The following is a 25,159-nucleotide window of genomic DNA, read 5'->3' as shown; positions in this document are numbered from 1 at the left end:
GGGTCGACGCGCGCGACGATGTTCGGGATCGGGTCCGGCGAACTGCTGATCATCGCGGTGGTCGCGTTGATCGTGCTTGGCCCGGAGCGATTGCCCAAGGCCGCGCGTTTCGCCGGGCTGTGGGTCCGCCGGGCGCGCACCCAGTGGCACTCGGTCAAGGCCGAACTGGAACGCGAACTCGAGGCCGAGGAGCTCAAGCGCAGCGTCCAGGACGCGCAACGTTCGATCGCCGATGTCGGCACCCAGTTGCGCGATGCCCAGAGCAAGGTGCGCGACGAGTTCGACGCGGTCCGTCGCGGCGCCGCCGAACTGGCCGACGAGGCCCGGCGCGTGCCCGGCCTCCCGGCTGCGCCCCAGGCGCAGGCCTCGCCCCCGCCCGCCGCCGACCCCGAGATGCCCGCACTGCCGCCAGGCGCGATCGCCGCCGATCCGACCTCGCCCCCACGCGTCCCCCAGGAGGCCGGCGATGGCGCGGCACGCTGACGACGACGCAGGCGAGGGCAGCCTGGTCGATCACCTGATCGAGCTGCGCATGCGCCTGATGCGCGGCCTGGCCGGCACCGGCATTGTGCTGGTGGTCTTGCTGCCGTTCGCCAATCGCCTGTACGGCCTGCTCGCCCAGCCGCTGCTCGACAAGCTGCCCGAAGGCGCGCACCTGATCGCGGTCGAGGTCGCCTCGCCGTTCTTCGCGCCGCTCAAGCTCGCATTCTTCACCGCGCTGGTGGCGACCATGCCCTGGCTGCTGTACCAGGCCTGGGCGTTCGTCGCGCCGGGCCTGTACAAGCGCGAGAAGCGGCTGGCGCTGCCGCTGCTGGCTTCGGCGGTCGCGCTGTTCTACATCGGCTGCGCGTTCGCCTTCTTCTTCGTCTTGCCGTCGGTGTTCCGGTTCCTGACTCTGGTCACCCCCGATGGCGTGGCGATGATGACCGACATCAACGCCTACCTGAACTTCGTGCTGGTGATCTTCCTGGCGTTCGGCCTGAGCTTCGAGTTGCCGGTGGCGCTGGTGATCCTGGTGCTGCTGGGCTGGGTGACCACCGACCAGTTGCGCGAGGCGCGCGGCTACGCGGTGGTCGGCGTGTTCGTGCTGGCGGCGGTGATCACCCCGCCCGACGTGGTCTCCCAGCTGATGCTGGCCGTGCCGATGTGCCTGCTCTACGAGGCCGGCATCATCGCCGCCCGATTGCTGGCGCCCAAGCCCGGCCCGCTGCAAGACCGCGCATGAGCGCGGGCGCGCCGACGTCGCTGCCGCGCCGCTATGCGGCCTGGTCGCTGGACGCGGCCGCGATCGCCGTGGTCGTCGTCGCACTGCTGCATCGCCGCCTGTGCGCGGGGCTGGCCGCCTGCGGCGAGGCGCTCGACGCACTGAGCCTGACGATGGCCGGCACGATGGCCGACGCCGCCGACCGCGGCGTCGCACCGGCGGCGCTGGCCCGGACCTGGCTGGCCGATCCTGCGCTGCACGCCGCGGTCGGCCAGTTGTCGGTCGCAATCAGCGCCTGGCTGCTGCCGCCGATGCTGGCATTTGCGCTGCTGGCCCTGTTCTGGTTCGCAGGATTCGAAGGCTCGCGCTGGCAGGCGACACCAGGCAAGCGCCTGCTGGGCCTGCGCGTGGTCGACGACGACGGCCTGCCGCCCGGCCCCGTGCGCGCGACGCTGCGCCAGGCGGCCGGCCTGCTGTCGTGGGCCAGCCTCAACATCGGCCATGCGCTGGCCGGACGCGCCCCGCGCTACCAAGCCTTGCACGACCGGATCGCCGGGACCCGCGTGGTCCGCGTCGATGCGCGGCCGATGCCCCTGCCCGTGCGGCTGTGGCTGGCGCTGCAGTTGCCGGCCTGCTTCCTGCTGTTGGCCTGGCTGATGCACGCCGTCGACCGCAGCGTGACCGCCGCGCTGGACGCGACACTGGGGCTGTAGGCGCCCGCGTCGGCCTACAGTTCGATCGTCGAGCCCGGGGGCGGTCCGGCCGGCGCCGCGGCATCGCCGCAGATGTCGCGCCACATGACGTACATCGCGCCGAACATCACCACGTACAGCACCAGCAGCAGCGCCAGGTACATCGGCAGCACCAGGAAGCCGCCCAGCGCCGGATGCAGCAGCCCGGCGACGATCGTCACCAGCGACGCCACCACGCCGAACACCAGGATCAGCGCAAAACCGCCCGCCATCGCCAGCGCAGCGATCACCAACACCGGCAGTACGTTCTTGAGCGTGGCCAGCACGCCATCGCCGAACGCCGCGAACACGCTGCGCCCGCCCAGCGCGACCTGGCCCAGCCCGATCGCATAGACGGTCGCATAGAACATGCCAAACAGCAGGCCCAGCGCCATCAACGGACCGATCCCCGCCGGCGGCATCGGCAGCTCGGGCGGCGCGGACGGCGGGGTCTGGCTGGCGCCCATCTCCTGGGTGATCGTCATGATCTCCAGGTACCACTCCGGCACGCCGTCGCCGAACAGGCTGACCAGCGTGTAGAACGTGGCGATGTACAGCGCGCCCATCAACAGCCCGAACCCGACCAGGCGCCCGGCACCGACCGAGAACACCGAGAACAGGTCGCCCGGCCGTGCCGGCCGGCCATGCTCGACCGCATCGATGACCCGCAACACGCCGCCGATCAGCAGCGGGTAGACCAGGATCGAGACCAGCGAGAGCGCGCCGATCAGCATCAGTTGCGACTGCGCATCGAGCCCGAATGCGAGCTGCAGCACCAACTGCAGCACGCTGGGCAGCAACGCCAGCAGCGACACGATGGCCACCGCGCCGTACACCGCCCGGGGATTGCCGCGGCCGACGTTGACCGCCTGCACCAGCCACTGCCAGCCGTGGCCCGCTCCCACGCTCCGAATCGTCATCCCGCTGCTTCCCGTTCCGCACGTGGCGTCGTGCCACGAGGCCGGCCATCGTACTGCAGTGCCGATGCACGCGGCGCGCAGGCCGCACGCCAAGCCGCCACTGTTACGTGGTCAGCGCCGCTCACCGACCGCTGGCCTCGGTGGCAGAGCGCAGACGGCCGCGAAGCGCCGCAGCACCGTGCGCGCATGCGGCGCGGCCCGTACCGCGGCCAGCATCGCCGCCGGATCGGCGGCCTCCTCGCGCAGCGGCTGCGCCCGGGCGCGGATGTAGCCGCGCATGTGCGTGGCGCTGAACTCGGGATGGAACTGCACGCCCCAGACCCGCTCGCCCCAGCGGAAGGCATGGTGCGGCTCGAGCGCCGAGCGGGCGAGCGGCACCGCACCTGCGGGCAGCGCCAGCGCGCTCTGCAGGTGCGTGACCTGCGCGGCGAACCGCGGCGGCAAGCCGCGGAACAGCGGATCGTCGCTGGCGGCGGCCAGCGTCTCGATCTCCACCGTGCCCATCTCGCGCCCGCCGGGATTGGCGCCGACCTCGCCGCCGAGCGCGTGGGCGATCAGCTGGTGGCCGTAGCAGATGCCCAGCAGCGGCATGCCCGCCTGCGCGGCATCGCGCAGCCAGACCGCACTGCGCTCACTCCACTCGGCGCGGTCGGTGACCATCGCGCCCGAGCCGGTGACGATCGTCGCCCGCACCGCGTCGGCCGGCGGCAATGCCGCACCGCCTTCGACATCGACCACCGCGACCTGATCGCGCGCCAGCCCGGCCGCGACCCGGATCCAGTGCGCGAAGCCGCCATAGCGACGCATCGACGGGACCGGCCGTCCAGTTTGCAGGATCAGGATGGGGAGATCGGAAGCCATCGTGGTGTGAGCGCGTGGATGGAAGCGCAAGCGTAGCGACTCAACGCTGAAAAGCGCCCATCCCCGCCTCTTCCCGTCTTGAAACAGGAGAAGGCGCGGTGCGTCGCGAGCCGGCAGGACGCTGCGTCGAGATCTCACCCCCCCCGCCCGCAAGGGAGGTCGGCGTGCGCAGCGCGCCGGGTGGGGCCGAGCCGGCGCGTCTACTCGCGTGGCGGCAGCACCGTCATCACTTCCTCGACCGTCGTCAGCCCCTGCGCGACCTTCTCCGCGCCGGCCATCCGCAAGGTGCGCAGGCCGGCGACGACTGCTGCGTGGGCAAAACCGGCCAGGGACATCTCCGGCTGGATCAATGCCCGCAGCGCCGGTGTCACCGGCATCAGTTCGTAAAGACCGACGCGGCCGAGGTAGCCGGTGTTGCGGCATTCCAGGCAGCCGACCGGACCACAGGCCTGCGCCGGCGGTGGCGGTCCGTCGGGGCCGACCAGCGCGCGCCAGCCGTCCGGGTCGACTGCGCGCGCGCTCCGGCAGTGCGGGCACAGCGTGCGCACCAGGCGCTGGGCGAGCACGCCATTGAGGGTGTACGCGATCAGGTAGTGCGGCAGCCCCAGATCGAGGAGCCGCGTGATCGCCGACGGCGCGTCATTGGTGTGCAGCGTCGAGAGCACCAGGTGGCCGGTCAGCGCGGCCTGCACCGCCATCTGCGCGGTGTCCAGATCGCGGATCTCGCCGATCATGATGATGTCCGGGTCCTGGCGCAGCAGCGTGCGCACGCCCTGGGCGAAGGTCAGGTCGATCGCGGCGTGCACCTGCATCTGGTTGAGCTCGACGGCGACCATTTCGATCGGGTCCTCGACCGTGCACACGTTGACGTCGGGCGTGGCCAACGCGCGTAGCGTCGAGTACAGCGTCGTGGTCTTGCCCGAGCCGGTCGGGCCTGTGACCAGCACGATGCCGTGCGGGCGCTGCACCAGCGCGTTCCAGGCCGTCGCCTCGCCATCGTCGAACCCCAACTGCGCGATCGTCTTGAAGGCGGTGTCGGGATCGAAGATGCGCATCACGCACTTCTCGCCGAATGCGGTCGGCATCGTCGACAGGCGCATCTCGACCTCGCGCCCGCCCGGCGAGCGGGTCTTGATGCGGCCGTCCTGCGGCCGCCGACGCTCGGCCAGGTCCATGCGCCCGAGCACCTTGATGCGGCTGACCGCAGCGGTCATCACCGGCGGCGGCATTTCGAACACCTTGTGCAGCACGCCGTCGATGCGGAAGCGCACGCGGCCGACGTCGCGGCGCGGCTCGAGGTGGATGTCCGAGGCGCGCTGCTCGTAGGCGTACTGCAGCAGCCAGTCGACGATGTGCACGATGTGCTGGTCGTCGGCGTTGACGTCGCCCGAGCGGCCGAGTTCGACCAACTGCTCGAACGACGGCGCACTGCCGCCCCCGTCGCGCAGGTCGCGCGCGCCGCGCACCGAGCGCGTGACCCCGAAGAACTCCATCGTGTAGCGATGCAGGTCGAGCGGGTTGGCGACGACCAGGTCGATGTCCCGACGCAGCAGGCGCTGCAGATCGGGCAGCCAGTCGAGCGCCAGCGGTTCGCTGGTCGCGATGCGCGCGTGCTGGGGGGTGACCTCGACCGGCAGGATGCGATGCCGGCGGGCATAGGCGTGCGAGACCAGGTCGGTCACATCGGCCACGACGATCTTGGTCGGGTCGATGCGCAGATACGCGTGCCCGGTGCGCTGCGCCAGCCATTGGGTCAACGCTTCCAGACCCAACTCGCGCCCGGGGCGCAACGCCGAAGGCAGCTTGAGATTGGCCAACAGCACCAGCGGATGCACCGCCTCCAGGCCGCGGGTCGCGCGCCCGCCCACGCGCGCGCGCTCGGCGTCGGCCGGTGCCAGCAGGCCGTCGGCGACCAGCGCGGCGACGACCGGCTCGAACGTCAACCGCCCGGGCGGCAGCCGCGCGGCGGGCGCACCGGCCTCATGGCCTGCGGACGACGGCGGCATCCGGGGGTCGTTCAAGCCTGTTCCTCCGTGGCCGCGGCCGCCTGGCGCGGCGGGCGGCATGGCGTGGACCGCTATACTAGCGCGCCGCCGCCACGCCCACTCCGATGACCGGACCGACGTTCCAGGAGCTGATCCTCACGCTCAACACCTATTGGGCCCGTCAGGGCTGCGTGCTGATCCAGCCGCTGGACCTGGAGGTCGGCGCGGGCACCTTCCATCCGGCCACGTTCCTGCAAGCGCTCGGCCCCGAGCCGTGGAACGCGGCGTACGTGCAGCCCTGCCGCCGCCCCACCGACGGCCGCTACGGCGACAATCCCAACCGCCTGCAGCGCTATTACCAGTACCAGGTCGCGCTCAAGCCCAATCCCGACAACATCGTCGAGCTGTACTTCGGCTCGCTGCGCGAGCTGGGCATCGACCCGCAGGTGCACGACCTGCGGCTGGTCGAGGACAACTGGGAATCGCCGACACTCGGCGCCTGGGGCCTGGGCTGGGAGGTCTGGCTCAACGGCATGGAGGTGACCCAGTTCACCTATTTCCAGCAGGCCGGCGGGCTGGAATGCCGTCCGGTGCTGGGCGAGATCACCTACGGGCTCGAACGCCTGTGCATGTATCTGCAGAACGTCGACAACGTGTTCGACATCGTCTGGACCCACGGCCCCGACGGCACGCCGGTGACCTACCGCGACGTCTACCACCAGAACGAGGTCGAGCAGAGCACCTACAACTTCGAGCACGCCGACGTCGCCGAGCTGTTCCATCGCTTCGACCATTGCGAGGCCGAGGCGCTCAAGCTCGTCGAGATCGGCCTGCCGCTGCCGGCCTACGAGCAGGTCTGCAAGGCCAGCCACAGTTTCAACCTGCTCGACGCGCGCCGTGCGATCAGTGTCACCGAACGCCAGCGTTACATCCTGCGCGTGCGCACGCTGGCCCAGGCGGTCGCCAAGGCCTATTACGCGCAGCGCGAGAAGCTCGGGTTCCCGAGGCTCAGGCGCGACGCCGCGGCCTGAACCTGCCCGGATCGGCTAGGCGCCAAGACGTTCCATGATCCGCCGTCCGGCGGTCGACACGGCCCTCCCCCGCACCGCGGGCACGGCGGGCGAAAAGAGAAAGGGTCCTTCCGCATGACCGACATCAAGCCCCTGCTGATCGAACTGGGCACCGAAGAACTGCCGGTCAAGGCGTTGCCCGGCCTGGCCCAGGCGTTCTTCGACGGTGTGATCGCGGCGCTGGACAAGCGCGGCATCAACGTGGTCCGCGGCGATGCCAAGCCGCTGTACACGCCGCGGCGCCTGGCGGTGCTGCTGCCCGGCGTCGCTGCCGAGCAGCCCGAACAGCGCGGCGAGGTGCTGGGGCCGTATCTCAATATCGCGCTCGATGCCGATGGCCAGCCGACCAAGGCGCTGCAGGGCTTCGCCGCGAAGGCCGGCGTCGCCTGGACCGCACTGGAGAAGACCACCGACGCCAAGGGCGAGCGCTTCGTGCATCGCACGGTGACCGCCGGCGCGACCACCGCCGCGCTGCTGCCCGAGGTACTGCGCGAGGCGATCGCCGCGATGCCGATCCCAAAGCCCATGCGCTGGGGCGCCCACGCCTACGCGTTCGCACGCCCGGTGCACTGGCTGGTGGCGCTGCACGGCGATACGGTCGTGGACGCCGAGCTGTTCGGCGCCCGCGCCGGCCGCGACAGCCGCGGCCACCGCTTCATGCACGATGCGCCGGTGGCCATCGCCGCCCCGGGCGACTACGTCGAGATGCTGCGTACAGCCTCGGTGCTGGTCGATCCCGATGCCCGGCGCCGGACGATCGCCGATGCGGTCGAGACCGCGGCGCATGCGGTCGGCGGCCACGCGCGCATCGAGGCCGACAATCTCGAGCAGGTGAACTGCCTGGTCGAATGGCCGAGCGCGGTGGCGTGTACGTTCGAGCCCGCGTTCCTTGCGGTGCCTCAGGAGGCGCTGATCGCGACGATGGAAGCGAACCAGAAGTTCTTCCCGGTCCTGCGCGACGGCCGGCTGACCGAGCATTTCATCGGCATCGCCAATATCGTCTCCAAGGACCCGGCCGAGGTCGCCAAGGGCTACGAGCGCGTGATCCGTCCGCGCTTCGCCGATGCCAAGTTCTTCTTCGACGAAGACCTCAAGCAGGGCCTGTCGGCGATGAACGAGGGCCTGCGGACGGTGACCTACCAGGCCAAGCTGGGCAGCATCGCCGACAAGGTGGCGCGGGTGGCGGCGCTGGCGCAGGCGATCGCGCCGCAGGTCGGCGTCGATGCCGACCTCGCGCAGCGCGCGGCGCTGCTGTCGAAGGCCGATCTGCAATCGCGGATGGTCGGCGAGTTTCCGGAGCTGCAGGGCATCGCCGGACGGGACTACGCCCGGCACGACCCGGCGCTGGCGGGCTTGTCCGACGACGACCGCAGTGCGCTGGCGAACGCGATCGACGAGGCCTGGCAGCCGCGCTTTGCCGGCGACGACATCGCGCTCTCGACGCTGGGCAAGGTGCTGGCGATCGCCGAGCGTCTGGACACACTGGCCGGCGGTTTTGCCGCCGGCCTCAAGCCGACCGGCAACAAGGACCCGTTCGCGCTGCGCCGCACCGCGCTGGGGCTGGCGCGCACGCTGATCGAAAGCGGCTTCGACCTCGACCTGCATCGACTGCTCGCCACGGCGGTCGAGCGCGTCGGCGCGTTGCCGACCGGCAAGGACGGCGCCACTGTGTCGGCCGATGCGGGTGAGCTGTACGACTTCGTGCTCGAGCGCCTGAAGGGCTACTACGCCGACCGCGGCGTGCCGGCCGCGCACCTGTCTGCGGTCGCCGCGCTGCGCCCGGCCTCGCTGTACGACCTCGACCGGCGCATCGATGCGATCGGCACCTTCGCGCAGTTGCCCGAAGCCGCCGCGCTGGCCGCGGCCGACAAGCGCATCCGCAACATCCTGCGCAAGGCCGACGACGCGATTCCCGGCGCCGTGGACGCCGCACTGCTGCGCGAGCCCGCCGAAGCGGCACTGGCCGAGGCCGTTGCGGCCGCGCACGGCGAGACCGGGCCGGCCCTGGCCCAGGGTGACTACGTCGCTGCGCTGACGCGGCTGGCACGGCTGCGTCCGCAGGTCGATGCGTTCTTCGACGCGGTGATGGTCAACGTCGACGACCCGGCGCTGCGCGGCAACCGCCTGGCCCTGCTGCAGGGGCTGGCCGACCGCCTGGGCAGCGTTGCGGCGATCGGGCATCTGTCGGCTTGAGTGGAGGCGCACGGGCGCGCGCGACGTTAATCGACTCTTGACGCGCACCGGGTATCCTCGCCCGATGCCTCGCTTTCCGTTGTGTCTCGCCGCCACCGTTCTCGTATTCTCGTCGGCTGCGGCGCAGGCCGCGCGTGTCGATCGTGTCGACATTTCCGGCCTCGACGAGGAGATGACCGAGAACGTGCGCGTCTCGCTGGCGCTGTACGACGCGATCGGCAAGGACGTGTCCGGGCGGCGCATGGCCTATCTGATCCGCGAGGCCGAATCGCAGACACGCAAGGCGCTCGAGCCGTTCGGCTACTACTCGCCGACGATCGACGTGCAACGCGAGCGCAAGGAGAACATCTTCGCGGTCCGCATCGTCGTCGACCCCGGCCAGCCGGTGCGCGTGCGCAATCGCGATATCGCGATCATCGGCCCCGGCGGTCAGGACCGCTACCTGGCGCGCGACGTCGCGAGCTTCGTGCCCGGCGAAGGCGGTGTGTTCAACCACGCCGACTACGACGGCAGCCGCAACCGGCTCAGCCGCCGCCTCAGCGAGCGCGGCTACTTCGACGCCGAATTCGCATCGCGCCGCGTCGAGATCACCCGCGCCGACCACGCAGCCGACATCGATCTGGTGTGGACCAGCGGCGAGCGCTACAACATGGGCCCGACGATCTTCAAGCAGTCGCCCGAACCCGTCGTCAACGACGAACTGCTCGAACGGCTGGTCTACTGGGACGAAGGCAGCTACTACCACCAGGGTCGTCTCGACCGCCTGCGCACATCGCTCTCGCGACTCGACTACTTCTCCACGATCGACATCGAGCCGAAGGTCGAGGATGCCAATGCCGAGCGCGAGGTGCCGATCGAGGTGTCGCTGACGCCGGCCAAGCGCAGCATCTACACCTCCGGCGTGAGCTACGGCACCGACAGCGGTGCGGGCATCCGGCTCGGCGTCGAGCGCCGCTACGTCAACATGCGCGGCCACAAGGCACTGGCGCAACTCGACTACGCGCAACGCCGCAAGACCCTGACGCTGCAGTACCGCATCCCCGCGTTCGCCTGGCTCGACGGCTGGTACACCGCCAGCCTGCAAGCTGCCGACGAGCAGACCGACTACATCGATTCGCGCCGCGTCGAATTGGTCGGCAGCCGCAGCGGCCAGTACAACGACCGCCTGAACCTGATCGCCTCGCTGCATCTGTTGCGCGAGCGCTGGGCCTACGCGCCCGAGGAAGACCCCGACACCCCGGTCGCCCCGGACGACGAGTTCGCAGGCGCGCTGTACCGCTACGCCACGTTCGCCTATCCCTCGCTGCGCGCCGAGTACATCGACGTCGACGACCGGCTGTTCCCGACTGCCGGCATCGGCGGCTCGGTGATGCTGCGCGGCGGCATCGAGGGCGCGGCCTCGGACGCGACGTTCACCCAGCTGCATGCGCGTGCGAGCTGGTTCCGCGGCATCGGCGAGTCGAGCCGGCTGATCGTCCGCGGCGAGCTCGGTCACACCTTCACCAATGCGTTGGTTGCGATGCCGCCGAGCCTGCGCTTCTACGCAGGCGGCGACCGCAGCATCCGCGGCTACGATTGGCGCGAGGTCGGGCCGCGGATTCCCGCACGCGACGGCCGCAAGGCCTATGCGCTGGGCGCCAAGAACGTGGTGACGGCCAGCGTCGAGTTCGAGCGCTACTTCACCGAGACGATCGGCGCGGCGGTGTTCGTCGACAGCGGCGACGCGTTCGACGGCACCTCGCCGAACTGGCGCACCGGTGTGGGCATCGGCGCACGCTACAAATCGCCGGTCGGCCCGTTGAAGCTCGACATCGGTCGCGGCCTCGACAATCCCGATTCGGCCTTCACCATCGGCCTGAGCATCGGCGCGGAGTTCTGAAATGGCTTTCCGGCGCGACCGCCTGCCCGACGACCTGACCCCCGAAGCGCGCGAGGCGCGCATCGCCGAACTGCGCCAGCGCAGACGCGCGCGCAGACGCAAGCTGGCGATCCGCAGCGCGATCGGCGTCGCCGTGCTGGCGGTGCTGGTCGTCGGCCTGGTGTGGTGGCTGTTGACCACGTTCGGCGGCCGCGACTTCCTGCTCAATCAGATCGCCGCTCGTCTGCCGGCCGGCACCGAGCTGACCTGGCGCGCGGCCGAGGGCCCCGCGTCGGGACCACTGACGATGTACGACGTGCGCTACGTGCAGCGCAGCTGTCCGGACGTCGAGGAAAAGCCGGTGCCCTACGGGCAGTGCGAGGAGCCGAGGGTGCTGACCTTCACCGCCGCACGCGTGACCATCGACCCGGCGCTGATGCCGCTGGTCGGCCGGCGCCTGCGCCTGGATGTGCTCGATGTCGACCAGGCGGTGCTGGAACTGCCGGCGCCGGTCGACACGCCGTTCGAGCTGCCGCGCTGGCCCGATTCGCTGCCGCGCATCGACCTGCCGCTGTCGCTGCAGGCCGACACGATCCGCGTCGACGGCTTCCGGGTCACGCGCATGGGCGAGCCGATGATCGATATCCGCACGCTGCGCGGCGGACTCGATGCGCAACAGGGTGAGCTGCGGCTGACCGGGATCGTCGTCGACAGCGACCGCGGCCGGTTCACCGCAGACGGGGTGTACTCACCGGACGACGACTACCGGATGGACCTGACCGCCAGCGCGCTGATGCCGGCACCGCCCGGACGCACGCGGCCGCGCATCGGCCTGGTCGCGCGCGGCGATCTGGCGCATCTGGACATCGCGGCGATCGGCCACGCGCCGGCGCCGCTGCGCGCGCTGATCACGCTGCGCGGTCGCGACGATCCGGGCTGGGCGCTGCGCGCCGACACCACGCGGCTCGATCCGTCGCTGCTGCTCGGCAATGGCGAGCCGGGCACGCCGCTGGCCTTCGACCTGCGCGCCGACGGCACCGGCGGTGCAGCCACGCTGCAAGGCAAGGTCACGATCGGCGAACCGGATGCCGCGCCGCTGGCGGTGGTGCTGCAGCCCTCCAAGCTCCGGCTCGAGGACCAGCGCCTGGACGTCGAACGGCTGGTGGTCGACGCCTTCGACGGCCGAGTGACGCTGCGCGGCCACGCCGATGTCGCCGAGCCCGGCGATGTGCGGTTCCGCTTCGCGGTCAACGCGCGCGGCCTGCAGTTCGGCGCCGACCCCGACAGCGCCGACCCTGCGCCGCCGATCCTCGCCGATGCCGATCTGGGCATCGCCGGCAGCACCGCGGCGTGGGCGGCGATCGGCAAGGCGGGGATCGAACGCGATGGCCTGCGCGCACGCGTCGATTTCGACGGCCGCGGCGACTCGGAGCGCATGCGCCTGCACACCGCGCACGTCGAGATGCCGACCGGCACGCTCGATGCGACCGGCGACGTGGCCTGGGCGCCGGCCTTGCAATGGGAGATCGCCGCGACCCTGGCCGGCTTCGATCCGGGCTATTTCGCCCGCGACTGGAAGGGCGCAGTCGACGGCCGGTTCGCCACGACCGGCAACACCCGCGACGACGGCGGCCTGGACGTGGCCGTCGAGGCCGACCAGCTCGGCGGCACGCTGCGCGGCCGGCGGCTGGACGGCCGTGCGACGTTCGCGATGCACGGGCCGGCCAGCGACGCGGGCGAGGCCGGACGCAGCGATTTCGAGGGCGAGGTCGCGCTGACGCTGGGTGGCAGCCGCGTGGATGCGCGCGCCAAGGTCGCCGACACCCTGGACATCGACGCCGAACTGGCGCCGTTGCAACTGGCCGATTTCCTGCCCCAGGGCGGGGGCACGCTGCGCGGCACGCTGCGGGCCACCGGCGCACGCACCGCGCCCGACATCGCGGCCGACCTCACCGGCACTGCGCTGCGTTTCGGCGACTACGCCGCAGCCAGCGCACGGATCGACGGCCGCCTGCCGTGGCGCAGCGATGCCGGCACGCTGGAAGTCTCGGCCAGCGGCGTGCAGGCCGGTGTCGCCTTGGACGCGGTCCAGGTGTCGGCACGCGGCGCGATCACCGCGCTGCAGTTGCAGGCCGACGCGCGCGGTGAGATCGGCACGCTGTCGCTGTCGGGCGAGGCGACCCAGCGCAGCGGCGGCTGGCAGGGCACGCTGGCCACGCTGCGCCTGGCGCCGACGACAGGCGCGAGCTGGGCGCTGCAGGCGCCCGCGCGGTTCGCCCAGGCCGGGACGCGCATCACGCTGTCGGAAAGTTGCTTTGCCTCCAGCGGCGGCGGCTCGCTGTGCGCCAGTGCGGACTGGCCGCGCCAGGGCGTCAGCGTACGCGGCGACCGCCTGCCACTGGCGCTCGCGACGCCCTATCTGCCCGAGCAGGACGGCGGGCAGGCGTTCGTACTGCGCGGCGAGATCGCGCTCGAAGGTCGCGCGCGCCCGGTCGGCAACGGCTTTGCCGGCAGCGCCAGCGTGCGTTCGGCCAGCGGCGGCGTGCGCACGTCCGAGCGCGCACGCAACGACGTCATCACCTACGACGATCTCGCGCTCGATGCCGAGTTCGACGCCAACCGGCTCAGCGCGCGCCTGACGACCACGCTCAACGAGGTCGGCCGCATCCAGGCGCAGGTCACCAACGGCTGGGATGCGTATTCGCCGCTGTCCGGTTCGCTGGTCGCCCATATCGAGGACCTGACGTTCGTCGAGCTGTTCTCGCCCGACATCGTCGAGCCCAAAGGCCGCCTGACCGCCGACATCCAGCTGGGCGGCACCCGCGCGCAGCCGACGATCGGCGGGCAGGCGAGGCTGAGCGACTTCACAACCGAGATTCCCTCGCTGGCGATCGCGCTCGAAGACGGCAACGTCGGGCTCGACGCGCTGCCCGACGGCACCGCCCGCATCAGTGGCAACGTGCGTTCGGGCAAGGGCACGCTCGACATCGACGGCCGGCTGGACTGGCGCGGCGAGGCGACGCCGCTGGAGCTCAACCTGCGCGGCACCGACGTGCTCGCGGCCGACACGAGCGACATGCACATCATCGCCTCGCCCGACATCACCGTGCGCTATGCGGCGCAGCAACCGCTCAATGTCACCGGCAAGGTGTTCGTCGATGTCGCGCTGCTCGATCTCGAGCGCCTGAGCGAGGGCGTGTCGGCCTCGCCCGACGTGGTCGTGCTCGACCCCATCGATCCCGACGACAGCGGGACCGCCTCGTCGCTGGCACTCGACCTGACGGTGGGCGTGGGCGAGAACGTCGGCCTGCGCGGCTTCGGATTCGATGGCCGCATGCGCGGCGAACTGCGCGTGCGCGCGGTGCCGGGGCGCGAGATGACCGGCAACGGTCGCCTGTCGGTCGACGGCCGCTACAAGGCCTACGGCCAGGAACTGAAGGTGACCCGCGGCAATCTGGTCTTCAACAACAGCCCGGTGGCCGACCCGGTGCTCGATGTGCGCGCCGAACGCCGCATCGACGCCGAGGACATCACCGCCGGCATCGACGTCAGCGGCCGGGCCTCCTCGCCCCAGGTCAACGTCTGGACCGACCCGTCCAGCGACGATTCCCAGGCACTGTCCTACCTGGTGCTGGGCCGCTCGGCTTCCAGCCTGACCAGCGCCGAGGGCCAGCAACTCGATGCCGCCGCCGCTGCGCTCAATGCCGGCGGCGACCTGATCGCAGGCCAGCTCGGCAGCAAGATCGGGCTCGACAGTGCCGGCATCAGCCAGTCCCGTGCGCTCGGCGGCAGCGTGCTGGGCGTGGGCAAGCAGCTCTCGCCGCGGCTGTATGTCGGCTTCGGCGTGTCGCTGCTGGGCACCGGCCAGGTGCTGACGCTCAAGTACCTGCTCAGCCGCGGCTTCGATGTCGAGATCGAGTCGAGCACGCTGGAGAACCGCGGCTCGGTGAACTGGCGGCACGAGCGGTAAGCGCGGCGGAGGCTCTCTCTCCGGCACGTCGATCTCGATCCTTGCGACGCGGGGATGCAAGATGGATCGAAGCCGGAAATCCGGCAGTGGGAGCAGGACATGACGCGTTCGCGGCGTTTCTACGCGCATTCCACAGAGTCTGTCGATCGCTCTGATTGGCAGGCTCTGGATGCGCACTTGGAGGCGGTCGGCGCACGTGCGGGCGAGTACGCCGCCGCATTCAACGCCCGGCCATTGGCTCGCGCCGCCGGTCAGTTGCACGATCTGGGTAAGTACACCAATGCGTTCCAGGCTCGTCTGAGTGGCGATCCGGCGCGCGTCGACCATGCCACTTGGGGCGCACGCATCGCTCGACAACGCTACGGCAACCTGGGCTCGCTGATGGCCTACGGCATCGCCGGGCATCATGCCGGACTCGCGAATGGTCGACCGGGGCAGGAGGATCAGTCGCGCACTTCGCTGCATGAGCGGCTTTCCGATGCGTACTCATTGCCACCGCTGCTGCCAGACTGGGATCAGGAGGTCCAACTGCCGGCCACCTTGCCGCTTCCCGATGGATTCGTCCCGCACCCCGATCCGAAGCGCCGGATTTTCCAATTGTCCCTGCTCGCCAGGATGCTCTTCTCGTGCCTGGTCGATGCAGACTTCGTCGATACGGACGATTTCTACCGCCGCATCAAGGCCCGTCCCTTGCGCGAGGCCGAGACCGGCCACAAGCCGTCGCTGCACCAACTGCGGGAACGCCTGGATGCCCACCTCGCCAAGTTTCCGACAGAAGGCGGTATCAATCCGATACGCGCCCGCATTCTGCACGACGTCCGCACCAAGGCCGGGCTCGATCCAGGCCAGTTCTCGCTGACCGTCCCCACCGGCGGCGGCAAGACGCTGGCCTCGCTGGCGTTCGCGCTGGACCACGCCATCGCCCACGGGCTGCGCCGGGTGATCTACGTGATCCCGTTCACCAGCATCATCGAGCAGACTGCGCGGGTGTTTCGTCATGCGCTCGGCGAGCTCGGCGACGACGACGTCGTGCTGGAGCATCACGGCGCGTTCTTCGACGACCCGGGCAAGGCACCGCAGTCGATCGCCAAGCGTCGCCTTGCGATGGAAAACTGGGACGCCCCGATCGTCGTCACCACTGCCGTGCAGTTCTTCGAGAGCCTGTTCGCCGATCGCCCTGCGCGCTGCCGCAAGCTGCACAACATCGCGGGCAGCGTAGTGATCCTAGACGAAGCCCAGACCCTGCCGCTGGAATCATTGCGCCCGTGCGTGGCGCTGCTGGACGAACTGGCGCGCAACTACCGGGTCAGCCCAGTGCTGTGCACCGCCACCCAGCCTGCATTGACGCGGTCCCACGGCTTCAAGGACGGGCTGGAGGCCGTACGTGAACTCGCGCCCGACCCGCCCGCACTGTACGAACGCCTGCGTCGAGTGCGCGTGCGCCACGCCGGCGTTCTGGACGATGACGCCCTCGCCGATCATCTGCATCGACGAGAACAGGTGCTGTGCATCGTGAACAACCGCCGCCACGCGCGGCATCTGTTCGAAGCCATTGGTGAGCATCCCGGGGCGCGTCATCTGACCACGCTGATGCACGCCCGGCACCGCAGTGCCGTGCTCGCCGACGTGCGCAGCCTGCTGTCGGACGGGCAACCATGCCGGCTGGTCTCGACCAGCCTGATCGAGGCGGGCGTCGATGTCTCCTTCCCGACCGTCCTTCGCGCCGAAGCCGGCCTGGACGCGATCGCGCAGGCTGCGGGCCGCTGTAACCGCAACAAGGAATGGGACATCGACGCCAGCGAGGTCCTGGTGTTCGATCCAAGCAACCCGGACTGGGCGCCGCCAAAGGAACTCAAGCTGTTCGCGGAGGTCTTCCGCAGCGTCGAGCGTGCCCATCGCAACGATCTGCTGGCGATCGACGCGGTCACCGCCTACTTCCGTGAACTGTACTGGCGGCTGGGCGACGGCCGACTCGACCGGGAGGACCTGCTGGCGCTGCTCCGCGACTGCACCATCGACAGCCTGCCCATGGAGACCCTCGCACGCAGGTTCAAGGTGATCCGCACCACGATGCGTCCGGTCATCGTGCCTTACATCGCCGGCCAGCATGACGAGGCACCCGATGTAGCCGAGACATTGCGCCAGCTGGAACATGCCGGAGATGTCGGCGTTACCGGAATCGCCCGCAAGCTCCAGTCTTGGCTGGTGCAGGTGCCTGAGCAGGCGTACCAGGCGCTGTGGGCGTCCCACGCCATCGCGGCGGTGGCCCCCGACCGGTATGGCGATCAGTTCGTGCGCTTGGTCAATCCTCGGCTGTACGACGCGCGATTCGGTCTGCACTGGGAGCAACCGCAATTCCTTGATGCACTTGGACTCGTCATCTGACTGCTGCCCCGCATTCATCAATAAGTGCAACTATTGCACTATTATCATATGCCTGTTCTCGTCCGCCTCCAGCGCTGCACCATCACGATGTACGCAGCAGATCACGCGCCACCACATTTCCACGTACGCACGCACGATGGACGCGAGGCGCTTGTCGAGATCCGCACGCTGCGGGTTTTGTCGGGTGCGATCCGGCGTAAAGAACTCGCGGACGCCCTGGCCTGGGCCCAGACCCGTACGAACGCCCTCATCGCCAAGTGGCAAGAGCTCAATCCATGAATCAGTCGCAGTTTTTCATCACGCGCTTGGACGTCACCGGCCCCTCCCGCCTTGCGCTTGCCTTCGCCGACGGGCAGCGCTTCGATGTGGAACTGGGCGACGTCATTGCCCGCCACCCTGCGCTCGCGCCCGTGGCCGATCCCGCCGTCTTTGCCCAGGCCGCCCTCGACGAGTGGCAGCGCGGCATCGTGTTCGCGGGCGACGAAGACCTCGGCTTGGCCAGCGACAACCTGCGCGCACTGGCCATCGAGCAAGCTGGTGGCTTCTCTCACCAGCAACTGCTGGCCTGGATGTCGCATCACGGCCTGACCCTGGAGGCCGCCGCACACGCATTGGATATCAGTCGCCGGATGCTGGCCTATTACCGCAGCGGCGCCAAACCGATCCCGCGGACGGTCGGATTGGCCATGCTGGGCTGGGAAACCATGCGCGCCAACGACATGCGCCACGCCTTCGATTATGGTCAAGCCGCGTGAGTCTCAACTTGCGAGATCGGCATTCGTAGTATCGAAAGCGGCGCCGAGCCGCGACAGGGGAAACAGGGATGAGTTACGGGGTGAAGCTCCACGTCTGGGGTGAGCGGGCGTTGTTCACGCGCCCGGAAATGAAAGTCGAGCGGGTGTCTTACGACGTCATCACGCCATCGGCAGCGCGCGGCATCCTCGAGGCGATCCACTGGAAGCCGGCGATCCGCTGGGTGGTGGATAGCATCCAGGTCCTCAAGCCGATCCGTTTCGAGTCGATCCGGCGGAACGAGGTCGGGAGCAAGCTTTCGGCAGCCAGCGTCGGCAAGGCCATGAAAGCGGGCCGTACCGACGGGCTGGTCCACTACGTCGAAGAAGATCGACAGCAACGCGCGGCCACAGTACTGCGTGATGTGCACTACGTCATTGCCGCGCACTTCGAATTGACGGACAAGGCTGGACCTGACGACAACGTCGGCAAGCATCTGGACATCTTCAACAGGCGCGCGCGGCGGGGGCAATGTTTCCAGGCGCCATGCCTGGGGACGCGCGAATTTTCCGCCCACTTCGCGCTGGTCGAGGGGGATTACCTGCTGCCCCCACTCGATCCATCAATACTTGGCGAACGCGACCTGGGCTGGATGCTGCACGACATCGACTTCGCCGACGGCATGACCCCCCGATTCTTCCGCGCGCGCATGATCGACGGCCGCGTCGAGGTGCCGCAGCCAGGCGATGGGGAAGTGCACGCATGATCCTGTCCGCCCTCGCCGACTATTACCAGCGCCTCCTGGAGGACCCGGACTCCGGCATCGCAACGCCCGGCTACAGCCAGGAGAAGATCGGCTACACGATCGTCCTGGCGACCGACGGCAGTGTCGTGGACGTACACGACGAACACGACAACGGCGGCGCGAGACGTGTTTCCAGGCCCTTGGATGTGCCCCAGCCGCAGAAGCGCACGGTGGCGGTGAAGTCAAACTTCCTGTGGGACAAGACCAGCTACGCGCTCGGCGTCAGCGCGACCAGCAGGCGCAGCGCGGAGGAACACGAGGCCTTCAAGGCCCTGCACCGCCAGACACTGGGCGATAGCGACGATCCTGCCCTATGCGCGCTGCTGATGTTCCTCGACCGATGGACACCGGCGCAGTTCGCAGACGATCCACATTTCGCACGCCACGGCGAGGCAATGCTGGATACGAATATCGTCTTCCGTTTCGACGGCGAACAGCGCTACTTGCATCAGCGCAGCGCCGCACGCGCTGCCTGTGAGCGATTGCAAAGCCAAGCTGGCGGCGGTACGCGCGGCATGTGTCTGGTCACTGGCGAGCACGCAGCGCTGGCGCGTCTGCATCCGGCCATCAAGGGCGTGAGTGGCGCGCAAAGTTCCGGCGCGTCCATCGTTTCTTTCAATCTGGACGCCTTCACTTCGTACAGAAAGATCCAGGGCGAGAACGCCCCTGTATCCGAACAGGCAGCCTTTGCCTATACCACCGCACTCAATCATCTGTTGCGCCGTGGCTCGCGCCACCGCAAGCAGATCGGTGACACCACCGTCGTGTTCTGGGCACGGGCCGAGAGCCACGCACAGAGCGCCCGCGCCGAAGACCTCTTGGCTGCTTTCCTCGGCACCAATGACGCAGGTGCCGACGAACTCCAGGAGGGTCAGGCCAATCAAAGGCTGCAGGCCATCTTGGAACAGATTCGACAAGCGCGGCCGCTGCGTGAACTCGGCATTGACCTCGACGACGCCACCCGCGTCTTCGTGCTCGGCCTTGCACCGAACGCCTCACGCCTGTCGATCCGATTCTGGGAAACCGAGTCGCTCGCGAATTTCGTCGAGCGCCTGGCCGATCACCACGACGATCTCGCGCTGCAGCCGCGCGCCTGGAATCGTCCACCGACACCACAGTATCTCGCCCTCCAGACCGCACCGATCCACGGCGACAAGGGACGGCCCAAAACCGATGACATCCCGCCGTTGCTGGCGGGGGAATTGACCCGCGCCATCTTCACCGGCGCGCGCTATCCACGCAGCGTGCTCGGCACGGTTGTCATGCGATTCCGCGCGGACGGACAGATCACGCCGCTGCGCGTTGCATTGTGCAAGGCCGTCCTGGCGCGCGACGCGCGGCTGGGCGCACAACAAGGATCGTCAACCGACAAGGGGGCACCACCCGTGAGTCTCGAACCCGGCAACACCGACCCCGGCTATCTGCTTGGGCGACTGTTCTCCACGTTGGAGAACGTACAGCGCGCCGCGCTCGGCGGCCAGCTCAACGCCACCATTCGCGACCGCTACTACGGCGCGGCCTCGGCCACGCCCGCCAGCGTGTTCCCTATGCTGCTGCGCAACGCCCAGAATCATCTCGGCAAGCTGCGCAGGGAGAAGGCCGGACTGGCCGTGAACTTAGAAAAGGAGATCGGTCAGATCGTCGACCTGCTCGGCACCCGCTTCCCTCGCAGCCTGCTGATCGAGGCGCAGGGCCGCTTTGCCATCGGCTACTACCACCAGACCCAGGCACGATTCGCCCGCAACGAAGGCCAGGACGCCACCAAGATTGAATCCGAAGGAGAAACCGCATGAGCGCGATTGCCCACCGCTACGAGTTCGTCTACCTGTTCGACGTGACCAACGGCAACCCCAATGGGGATCCCGACGCTGGCAACCTGCCACGCCTGGACCCGGAAACCAATCGCGGCCTGGTCACCGATGTGGCGCTCAAGCGCAAGATCCGCAACTACGTCTCGCTGGAGAAGGAAGGCGAGCCCGGCCATGCGATCTACATGCAAGAAAAATCGGTCCTTAACAACCAGCACAAGCAGGCTTACGAGGCACTCGGCATCCAGCATGAGGCCAAGAAGCTGCCCAAGGACGAAGCAAAGGCGCGCGAACTGACCGCATGGATGTGCGCCAACTTCTTCGACGTACGGACCTTTGGCGCGGTGATGACCACAGAGGTCAACAGCGGCCAGGTTCGCGGGCCCGTTCAGATCGCCTTCGCCAGTTCGATCGACCCTGTACTGCCACTGGAAGTCTCGATCACCCGCGTGGCTGTGACGAATGAGCGGGACCTCGAGAAGGAACGCACGATGGGCCGCAAACACATTCTGCCTTATGGGCTGTACCGCGTGCACGGCTTCGTCTCCGCCAAGCTGGCCGAGCGTACCGGCTTTTCTGCCGACGACCTGGAGCTGCTCTGGCGCGCGCTGACCAACCTGTTCGAACATGACCGCTCTGCCGCGCGCGGAGAAATGGCCGCACGCAAGCTGCTCGTGTTCAAGCACGAACATCCAATGGGTAACGCGCCTGCGCACATCCTGTTCGACAAGGTGAAGGTGACGCGCGTGGATGGCGTGTCCGATACGCCGGCGCGCGCGTTCTCCGACTACCGCGTCGAGATCGATCGAGAATTGCCCACAGGCGTGACGCTCGACGAGCGGTTCTGATGTTCGACCGAGGTCTGACTTCATGGACGACTACGACCTGATCCCGCTCTCGGCTCTCCAGCACTATCTGTACTGCCCGCGCCAATGTGCGCTGATCCACCTGGAACAGCAGTGGGCCGAGAGCCGGCACACCGCCGAAGGCCGACTGCTGCACCAGCGCGCCGACGCTCCGCAGGCCGAACGTCGGCGGGGCGTCCGGACTGTCACTGCGATGCCGTTACTGGCGCTGGAGCTAGGCCTGACCGGGAAGGCCGACGTGGTCGAGTTCCACCGGGCAAACGGTACTGAACGTCCGTTCCCTGTGGAGTACAAGCGTGGGCGCCCCAAGTCGCATCGTGCTGACGAGGTCCAGTTGTGCGCACAGGCGCTGTGCCTGGAAGCAATGCTCGGCACACCAGTGGGATCCGGCGCCTTGTTCTATGGACAGACCCGCCGGCGCAAGGATGTGATGTTCGACGAGCAATTGCGCGACCTCACCCGACACACTATCGCCGCCACGCGGGAGATGTTCGCCGCCGGCCAGACGCCGCACGCCCGTTACGAACCCCGCCGCTGCGACCTCTGCTCGCTGATCGACCTGTGCCAGCCGCGCCTGCTCGGCCGACGCAATGTCGAAGCCTGGCTGCAGCGGCAACTACAACCCGACCAGGACGACTGAACCGTGCGACGCCAGCTCAACACCCTGTACGTGAGCACTGATGGCGCCTGGCTGCGCAAGGACGGCGCCAATATCGTCATGGAAGTCGAGCGCCAGGAACGCGTCCGCTTACCCGTGCACATGCTGGAGAGCCTGGTCTGCATCGGTCGTGTCGCCGTATCACCCCAGCTTCTGGGCTACTGTTCCGAGCAGGGCATCAGCATCTGTTATCTCACCCCGCAAGGTCGCTTTCTTGCCCGCGTCGAAGGCCCCGTCTCCGGCAACGTCCTGCTGCGCCGCACGCAGTATCGCGACAGCGACGATCCGGCACGCTGCGCCAACATTGTCCGCAACCTGCTGGCGGGAAAGATCCACAACCAGCGTGCCGTCTTGGCACGCGGCTGGCGCGACCACGGCCAAGGGCTTTCGGACAGCATCGCCTTTCAGCATGCGCTCAAGCGGCTCAAACGCATTCCCCAACGTGTGCTGCTCGAGCGCGACGTTGATGTGCTGCGTGGCCTGGAGGGTGAAGCAGCACAAGCCTACTTCGGTGTATTCGATCAGTTGATCCGCATCGAATCGCCGCTGCTGCGCTTCGGCGGCCGCAACCGCCGGCCGCCTCGAGATGCATTCAATGCGCTGCTGTCCTTCTTGTACACCTTGCTCACACACGACTGCCGCTCCGCGTTGGAGACCGTCGGGCTGGACCCCGCCGTCGGCTTCCTGCATCGGGATCGGCCAGGTCGCCCAAGCCTCGCACTGGATCTGGCCGAAGAATTCCGCCCGCTGCTGGGCGAGCGCCTGGCCCTGTCGATGATCAACCGCCGCCAGCTCAACGAGCGTGAATTTGTCGTATTCGACAACGGAGCGGTACAGCTCAAGGACGATGCCCGAAAAACAGTGCTCGTGGCCTACCAGGAACGCAAGCGCGAACAACTGCAGCACCTCTATCTCGGGGAAAAGGTGGACATCGGTCTGCTGCCTTATCTTCAATCGCAACTGCTGGCCCGTCACCTCCGCGGCGACCTCGATGGCTACCCGCCTTTCCTGTGGAAGTGACCCGGAGATCCCAAGATGATGGTCCTCGTCAGCTACGATGTCAGCACAAGCTCGCCTGGTGGCGAGAAGCGCCTTCGCCGGGTGGCCAAGGCTTGCCGCGACTTGGGACAGCGCGTCCAGTACTCGGTATTCGAGATCGAGGTCGAACCGAGCCAATGGGTCCAGTTGCGTCAACGCTTGTGCGACCTCATCGATCCTGCGCTCGATAGCCTTCGCTTCTATCAGTTGGGCGCTAAATGGGAAGGCCGTGTCGAGCATGTCGGCGCCAAGCCTGCGCTCGACCTCAAGGGACCGCTGGTGTTCTGACGCGAACCCCAAGCGACCGACTAAGCCCCGGCCGGTTCGCGCCGCTCCAACCCATTGATTTTTCGGAAATCCAATCTCCGAACGCAATCTGGTCTCACATAGCCCTTGCCAGATCGTCATGGTTCGCGGAATCCCCATGTTTGGCCCAATTGCGACCAACACTTACGCTTGGGGCGGTCGCGCCCTCACGGGCGCGTGGATTGCAACCGCTTCTGGCTCGTCAGCTGCACGCTACCGCGCGGTCGCGCCCTCACGGGCGCGTGGATTGCAACGCGCTGGGCGTGAGCATCGCAGCGCCGGTAAAGGCGTCGCGCCCTCACGGGCGCGTGGATTGCAACTGATGACGTGCGCGAAACAGCGGGTGGAATGCGGTCGCGCCCTCACGGGCGCGTGGATTGCAACAGCAGCAGCGGGCAGAACATCCATATCGAGTCCAGGTCGCGCCCTCACGGGCGCGTGGATTGCAACGCATAATCGATACTGAGAATCCTTGAGCAGTAGTAGGTCGCGCCCTCACGGGCGCGTGGATTGCAACCGCGTCCGCGTGATCATGTCGTTCTGGTAGTCGCGTCGCGCCCTCACGGGCGCGTGGATTGCAACCCCAGGATCGCGCCGAGACCCACCAGCCGGCGAAGGTCGCGCCCTCACGGGCGCGTGGATTGCAACTTTACGGTTACCGCTGTTTCCACTTCAGGGCTGGCGGTCGCGCCCTCACGGGCGCGTGGATTGCAACAGCGTGTCCATCGACGCGTCGGAAAACGGCGCGGACGTCGCGCCCTCACGGGCGCGTGGATTGCAACACATGCGAGGAACGGCACGTATACGGGCTGAAAGGTCGCGCCCTCACGGGCGCGTGGATTGCAACGGACATCGCGACGATTGTCGCCGCTGGCGGCCAGGTCGCGCCCTCACGGGCGCGTGGATTGCAACCTGTATCTGCCGAACGGCGCGACGCTGGAAAAGGTCGCGCCCTCACGGGCGCGTGGATTGCAACTTCCAGCCGTTAACCCAACCGCCGCCGCCTCGACGGTCGCGCCCTCACGGGCGCGTGGATTGCAACATGTTCGCAGCGACGCTATCTATGGACTTGAGCCGTCGCGCCCTCACGGGCGCGTGGATTGCAACAAGCGCTGCTGTTCGGCGAGGACGTGGCGCAGAAGGGGGTCGCGCCCTCACGGGCGCGTGGATTGCAACCGCATGCACCTGGTCAATGACTACGTGAGCGAGATGTCGCGCCCTCACGGGCGCGTGGATTGCAACTGATGTCCCGTGGGGTGTCTTTCGGCTGTTGCAGGTCGCGCCCTCACGGGCGCGTGGATTGCAACATGCGGTTACGGCAGATAATGCGGTCAATGCGGCGGTCGCGCCCTCACGGGCGCGTGGATTGCAACCTGAATCACCGGCACTTCGGGCATGGCCTGATCGTCGCGCCCTCACGGGCGCGTGGATTGCAACGGTCAAGGTCGCCGCCGGCATGCAAAGGGACGCGTCGCGCCCTCACGGGCGCGTGGATTGCAACAGCCTGAACACCGCGGTGTTCCAAGAGATGCGCCGGTCGCGCCCTCCCGGGCGCGTGGATTGCAACGCCGCCGTTGATCGGGTCCGCGTCGGTGTACAGCGGGTCGCGCCCTCACGGGCGCGTGGATTGCAACGCTGTCAACGTCGCCGACTCGCTGATGATCGTCGAGTCGCGGCCGCACCGGCGCGGGGTTTTGAAACGCGGGTAGAGTTTGGGGGTGCGGGGGGGGCCCGGGGCGGGCGACACGGGGGCGGGGGGGGGCGCCCGG

The 25,159-nt window shown here is 68.4% G+C and carries 19 protein-coding genes and 1 CRISPR repeat array; of the genes, 16 read left to right on the top strand and 3 right to left on the bottom strand.

What is annotated here, in order from left to right:
• Positions 1-18 precede the first annotated feature (18 nt).
• The 3 genes from tatB to ABE487_RS01415 are packed head-to-tail and all read left to right on the top strand — an operon-like array spanning position 19 to position 1,917.
• Complete coding sequence (gene tatB / locus ABE487_RS01425; protein WP_346450650.1) at positions 19-483, top strand: Sec-independent protein translocase protein TatB; 465 nt, start codon at positions 19-21, stop codon at positions 481-483.
• Positions 467-1,225, top strand: a complete 759-nt coding sequence (tatC, locus tag ABE487_RS01420) for a twin-arginine translocase subunit TatC (RefSeq protein ID WP_346441858.1) — start codon at positions 467-469, stop codon at positions 1,223-1,225. The genes tatB and tatC overlap by 17 nt, the downstream gene beginning before the upstream one ends.
• Positions 1,222-1,917 carry an RDD family protein gene (locus ABE487_RS01415; protein ID WP_346450649.1) on the top strand — a complete coding sequence of 232 codons (696 nt, stop codon included), beginning with the start codon at positions 1,222-1,224 and terminating at the stop codon, positions 1,915-1,917. The genes tatC and ABE487_RS01415 overlap by 4 nt, the downstream gene beginning before the upstream one ends.
• A 14-nt stretch (positions 1,918-1,931) precedes the next feature.
• Here ABE487_RS01415 and ABE487_RS01410 read toward each other — a convergent pair whose 3' ends face one another.
• The 3 genes from ABE487_RS01410 to ABE487_RS01400 all read right to left on the bottom strand — a co-directional run bounded on the left by ABE487_RS01410 (position 1,932) and on the right by ABE487_RS01400 (position 5,722).
• Complete coding sequence (locus ABE487_RS01410; RefSeq protein ID WP_346450648.1) at positions 1,932-2,855, bottom strand: hypothetical protein; 924 nt, start codon at positions 2,853-2,855, stop codon at positions 1,932-1,934.
• A gap of 111 nt (positions 2,856-2,966) precedes the next feature.
• Entirely contained in the window at positions 2,967-3,716 is a 750-nt protein-coding gene (locus tag ABE487_RS01405) for a glutamine amidotransferase (RefSeq protein WP_346448570.1), read from the bottom strand.
• Between the two features lie 200 nt (positions 3,717-3,916).
• On the bottom strand, positions 3,917-5,722 hold the full coding sequence (locus ABE487_RS01400) for a GspE/PulE family protein (RefSeq protein ID WP_346450843.1): 1,806 nt from the start codon (positions 5,720-5,722) through the stop codon (positions 3,917-3,919).
• A 104-nt stretch (positions 5,723-5,826) separates the two neighbouring features.
• Between ABE487_RS01400 and glyQ the strand changes: the two genes are divergently transcribed.
• The 13 genes from glyQ to cas2 all read left to right on the top strand — a co-directional run bounded on the left by glyQ (position 5,827) and on the right by cas2 (position 23,372).
• Positions 5,827-6,732 (top strand): glycine--tRNA ligase subunit alpha, encoded by a 906-nt coding sequence (gene glyQ / locus ABE487_RS01395; protein ID WP_346448569.1) that lies wholly within the window; start codon positions 5,827-5,829, stop codon positions 6,730-6,732.
• A gap of 114 nt (positions 6,733-6,846) precedes the next feature.
• Positions 6,847-8,964 carry a glycine--tRNA ligase subunit beta gene (gene glyS, locus ABE487_RS01390; protein WP_346450647.1) on the top strand — a complete coding sequence of 706 codons (2,118 nt, stop codon included), beginning with the start codon at positions 6,847-6,849 and terminating at the stop codon, positions 8,962-8,964.
• A 64-nt stretch (positions 8,965-9,028) separates the two neighbouring features.
• Complete coding sequence (locus ABE487_RS01385) at positions 9,029-10,843, top strand: autotransporter assembly complex family protein (protein WP_346448566.1); 1,815 nt, start codon at positions 9,029-9,031, stop codon at positions 10,841-10,843.
• Between the two features lies 1 nt (position 10,844).
• The gene (locus ABE487_RS01380) at positions 10,845-14,792 is read left to right on the top strand and encodes a translocation/assembly module TamB domain-containing protein (protein ID WP_346441865.1); all 3,948 of its coding nucleotides are present in this window, start codon (positions 10,845-10,847) and stop codon (positions 14,790-14,792) included.
• Positions 14,793-14,891: 99 nt separating this feature from the next.
• Positions 14,892-17,177, top strand: a complete 2,286-nt coding sequence (locus ABE487_RS01375) for a CRISPR-associated endonuclease Cas3'' (RefSeq protein WP_346441885.1) — start codon at positions 14,892-14,894, stop codon at positions 17,175-17,177.
• A 48-nt stretch (positions 17,178-17,225) separates the two neighbouring features.
• Entirely contained in the window at positions 17,226-17,456 is a 231-nt protein-coding gene (locus tag ABE487_RS01370; RefSeq protein ID WP_346441866.1) for a DUF4160 domain-containing protein, read from the top strand.
• Positions 17,453-17,932 (top strand): hypothetical protein, encoded by a 480-nt coding sequence (locus ABE487_RS01365; RefSeq protein WP_346441867.1) that lies wholly within the window; start codon positions 17,453-17,455, stop codon positions 17,930-17,932. The genes ABE487_RS01370 and ABE487_RS01365 overlap by 4 nt, the downstream gene beginning before the upstream one ends.
• 68 nt (positions 17,933-18,000) lie before the next feature.
• The gene (gene cas5c, locus ABE487_RS01360; protein WP_346441868.1) at positions 18,001-18,675 is read left to right on the top strand and encodes a type I-C CRISPR-associated protein Cas5c; all 675 of its coding nucleotides are present in this window, start codon (positions 18,001-18,003) and stop codon (positions 18,673-18,675) included.
• The gene (cas8c, locus tag ABE487_RS01355; RefSeq protein ID WP_346450645.1) at positions 18,672-20,507 is read left to right on the top strand and encodes a type I-C CRISPR-associated protein Cas8c/Csd1; all 1,836 of its coding nucleotides are present in this window, start codon (positions 18,672-18,674) and stop codon (positions 20,505-20,507) included. Before cas5c ends, cas8c begins: the two co-directional genes overlap by 4 nt.
• Positions 20,504-21,370, top strand: coding sequence for a type I-C CRISPR-associated protein Cas7/Csd2 (gene cas7c / locus ABE487_RS01350; RefSeq protein WP_346441870.1), 867 nt, complete (start codon positions 20,504-20,506; stop codon positions 21,368-21,370). The genes cas8c and cas7c overlap by 4 nt, the downstream gene beginning before the upstream one ends.
• Positions 21,371-21,392: 22 nt before the next feature.
• Positions 21,393-22,028 (top strand): CRISPR-associated protein Cas4, encoded by a 636-nt coding sequence (gene cas4, locus ABE487_RS01345; protein WP_346441871.1) that lies wholly within the window; start codon positions 21,393-21,395, stop codon positions 22,026-22,028.
• A 3-nt stretch (positions 22,029-22,031) separates the two neighbouring features.
• On the top strand, positions 22,032-23,066 hold the full coding sequence (gene cas1c / locus ABE487_RS01340; protein WP_346450643.1) for a type I-C CRISPR-associated endonuclease Cas1c: 1,035 nt from the start codon (positions 22,032-22,034) through the stop codon (positions 23,064-23,066).
• Between the two features lie 15 nt (positions 23,067-23,081).
• Positions 23,082-23,372 (top strand): CRISPR-associated endonuclease Cas2, encoded by a 291-nt coding sequence (gene cas2 / locus ABE487_RS01335; protein WP_346441873.1) that lies wholly within the window; start codon positions 23,082-23,084, stop codon positions 23,370-23,372.
• Positions 23,373-23,548: 176 nt separating this feature from the next.
• A CRISPR array of direct repeats spans positions 23,549-25,090; the repeat unit is 31 nt; unit sequence GTCGCGCCCTCACGGGCGCGTGGATTGCAAC.
• Positions 25,091-25,159: the final 69 nt, after the last annotated feature.

It is taken from the genome of Luteimonas sp. TWI596, assembly GCF_039674105.1.
Lineage (GTDB): Bacteria > Pseudomonadota > Gammaproteobacteria > Xanthomonadales > Xanthomonadaceae > Luteimonas.
Note: the sequence above shows the minus strand (reverse complement) of the source record. Positions and strands in the feature narration are given on the sequence as shown.

Bases quoted from the DNA above. Each gene is read 5' to 3' on its own strand.
- tatB (WP_346450650.1), top strand. From the start codon at position 19: ATGTTCGGGATCGGGTCCGGCGAACTGCTGATCATCGCGGTGGTCGCG.
- tatC (WP_346441858.1), top strand. From the start codon at position 467: ATGGCGCGGCACGCTGACGACGACGCAGGCGAGGGCAGCCTGGTCGAT.
- ABE487_RS01415 (WP_346450649.1), top strand. From the start codon at position 1,222: ATGAGCGCGGGCGCGCCGACGTCGCTGCCGCGCCGCTATGCGGCCTGG.
- ABE487_RS01410 (WP_346450648.1), bottom strand. From the start codon at position 2,855: ATGACGATTCGGAGCGTGGGAGCGGGCCACGGCTGGCAGTGGCTGGTG.
- ABE487_RS01405 (WP_346448570.1), bottom strand. From the start codon at position 3,716: ATGGCTTCCGATCTCCCCATCCTGATCCTGCAAACTGGACGGCCGGTC.
- ABE487_RS01400 (WP_346450843.1), bottom strand. From the start codon at position 5,722: ATGCCGCCGTCGTCCGCAGGCCATGAGGCCGGTGCGCCCGCCGCGCGG.
- glyQ (WP_346448569.1), top strand. From the start codon at position 5,827: ATGACCGGACCGACGTTCCAGGAGCTGATCCTCACGCTCAACACCTAT.
- glyS (WP_346450647.1), top strand. From the start codon at position 6,847: ATGACCGACATCAAGCCCCTGCTGATCGAACTGGGCACCGAAGAACTG.
- ABE487_RS01385 (WP_346448566.1), top strand. From the start codon at position 9,029: ATGCCTCGCTTTCCGTTGTGTCTCGCCGCCACCGTTCTCGTATTCTCG.
- ABE487_RS01380 (WP_346441865.1), top strand. From the start codon at position 10,845: ATGGCTTTCCGGCGCGACCGCCTGCCCGACGACCTGACCCCCGAAGCG.
- ABE487_RS01375 (WP_346441885.1), top strand. From the start codon at position 14,892: ATGACGCGTTCGCGGCGTTTCTACGCGCATTCCACAGAGTCTGTCGAT.
- ABE487_RS01370 (WP_346441866.1), top strand. From the start codon at position 17,226: ATGCCTGTTCTCGTCCGCCTCCAGCGCTGCACCATCACGATGTACGCA.
- ABE487_RS01365 (WP_346441867.1), top strand. From the start codon at position 17,453: ATGAATCAGTCGCAGTTTTTCATCACGCGCTTGGACGTCACCGGCCCC.
- cas5c (WP_346441868.1), top strand. From the start codon at position 18,001: ATGAGTTACGGGGTGAAGCTCCACGTCTGGGGTGAGCGGGCGTTGTTC.
- cas8c (WP_346450645.1), top strand. From the start codon at position 18,672: ATGATCCTGTCCGCCCTCGCCGACTATTACCAGCGCCTCCTGGAGGAC.
- cas7c (WP_346441870.1), top strand. From the start codon at position 20,504: ATGAGCGCGATTGCCCACCGCTACGAGTTCGTCTACCTGTTCGACGTG.
- cas4 (WP_346441871.1), top strand. From the start codon at position 21,393: ATGGACGACTACGACCTGATCCCGCTCTCGGCTCTCCAGCACTATCTG.
- cas2 (WP_346441873.1), top strand. From the start codon at position 23,082: ATGATGGTCCTCGTCAGCTACGATGTCAGCACAAGCTCGCCTGGTGGC.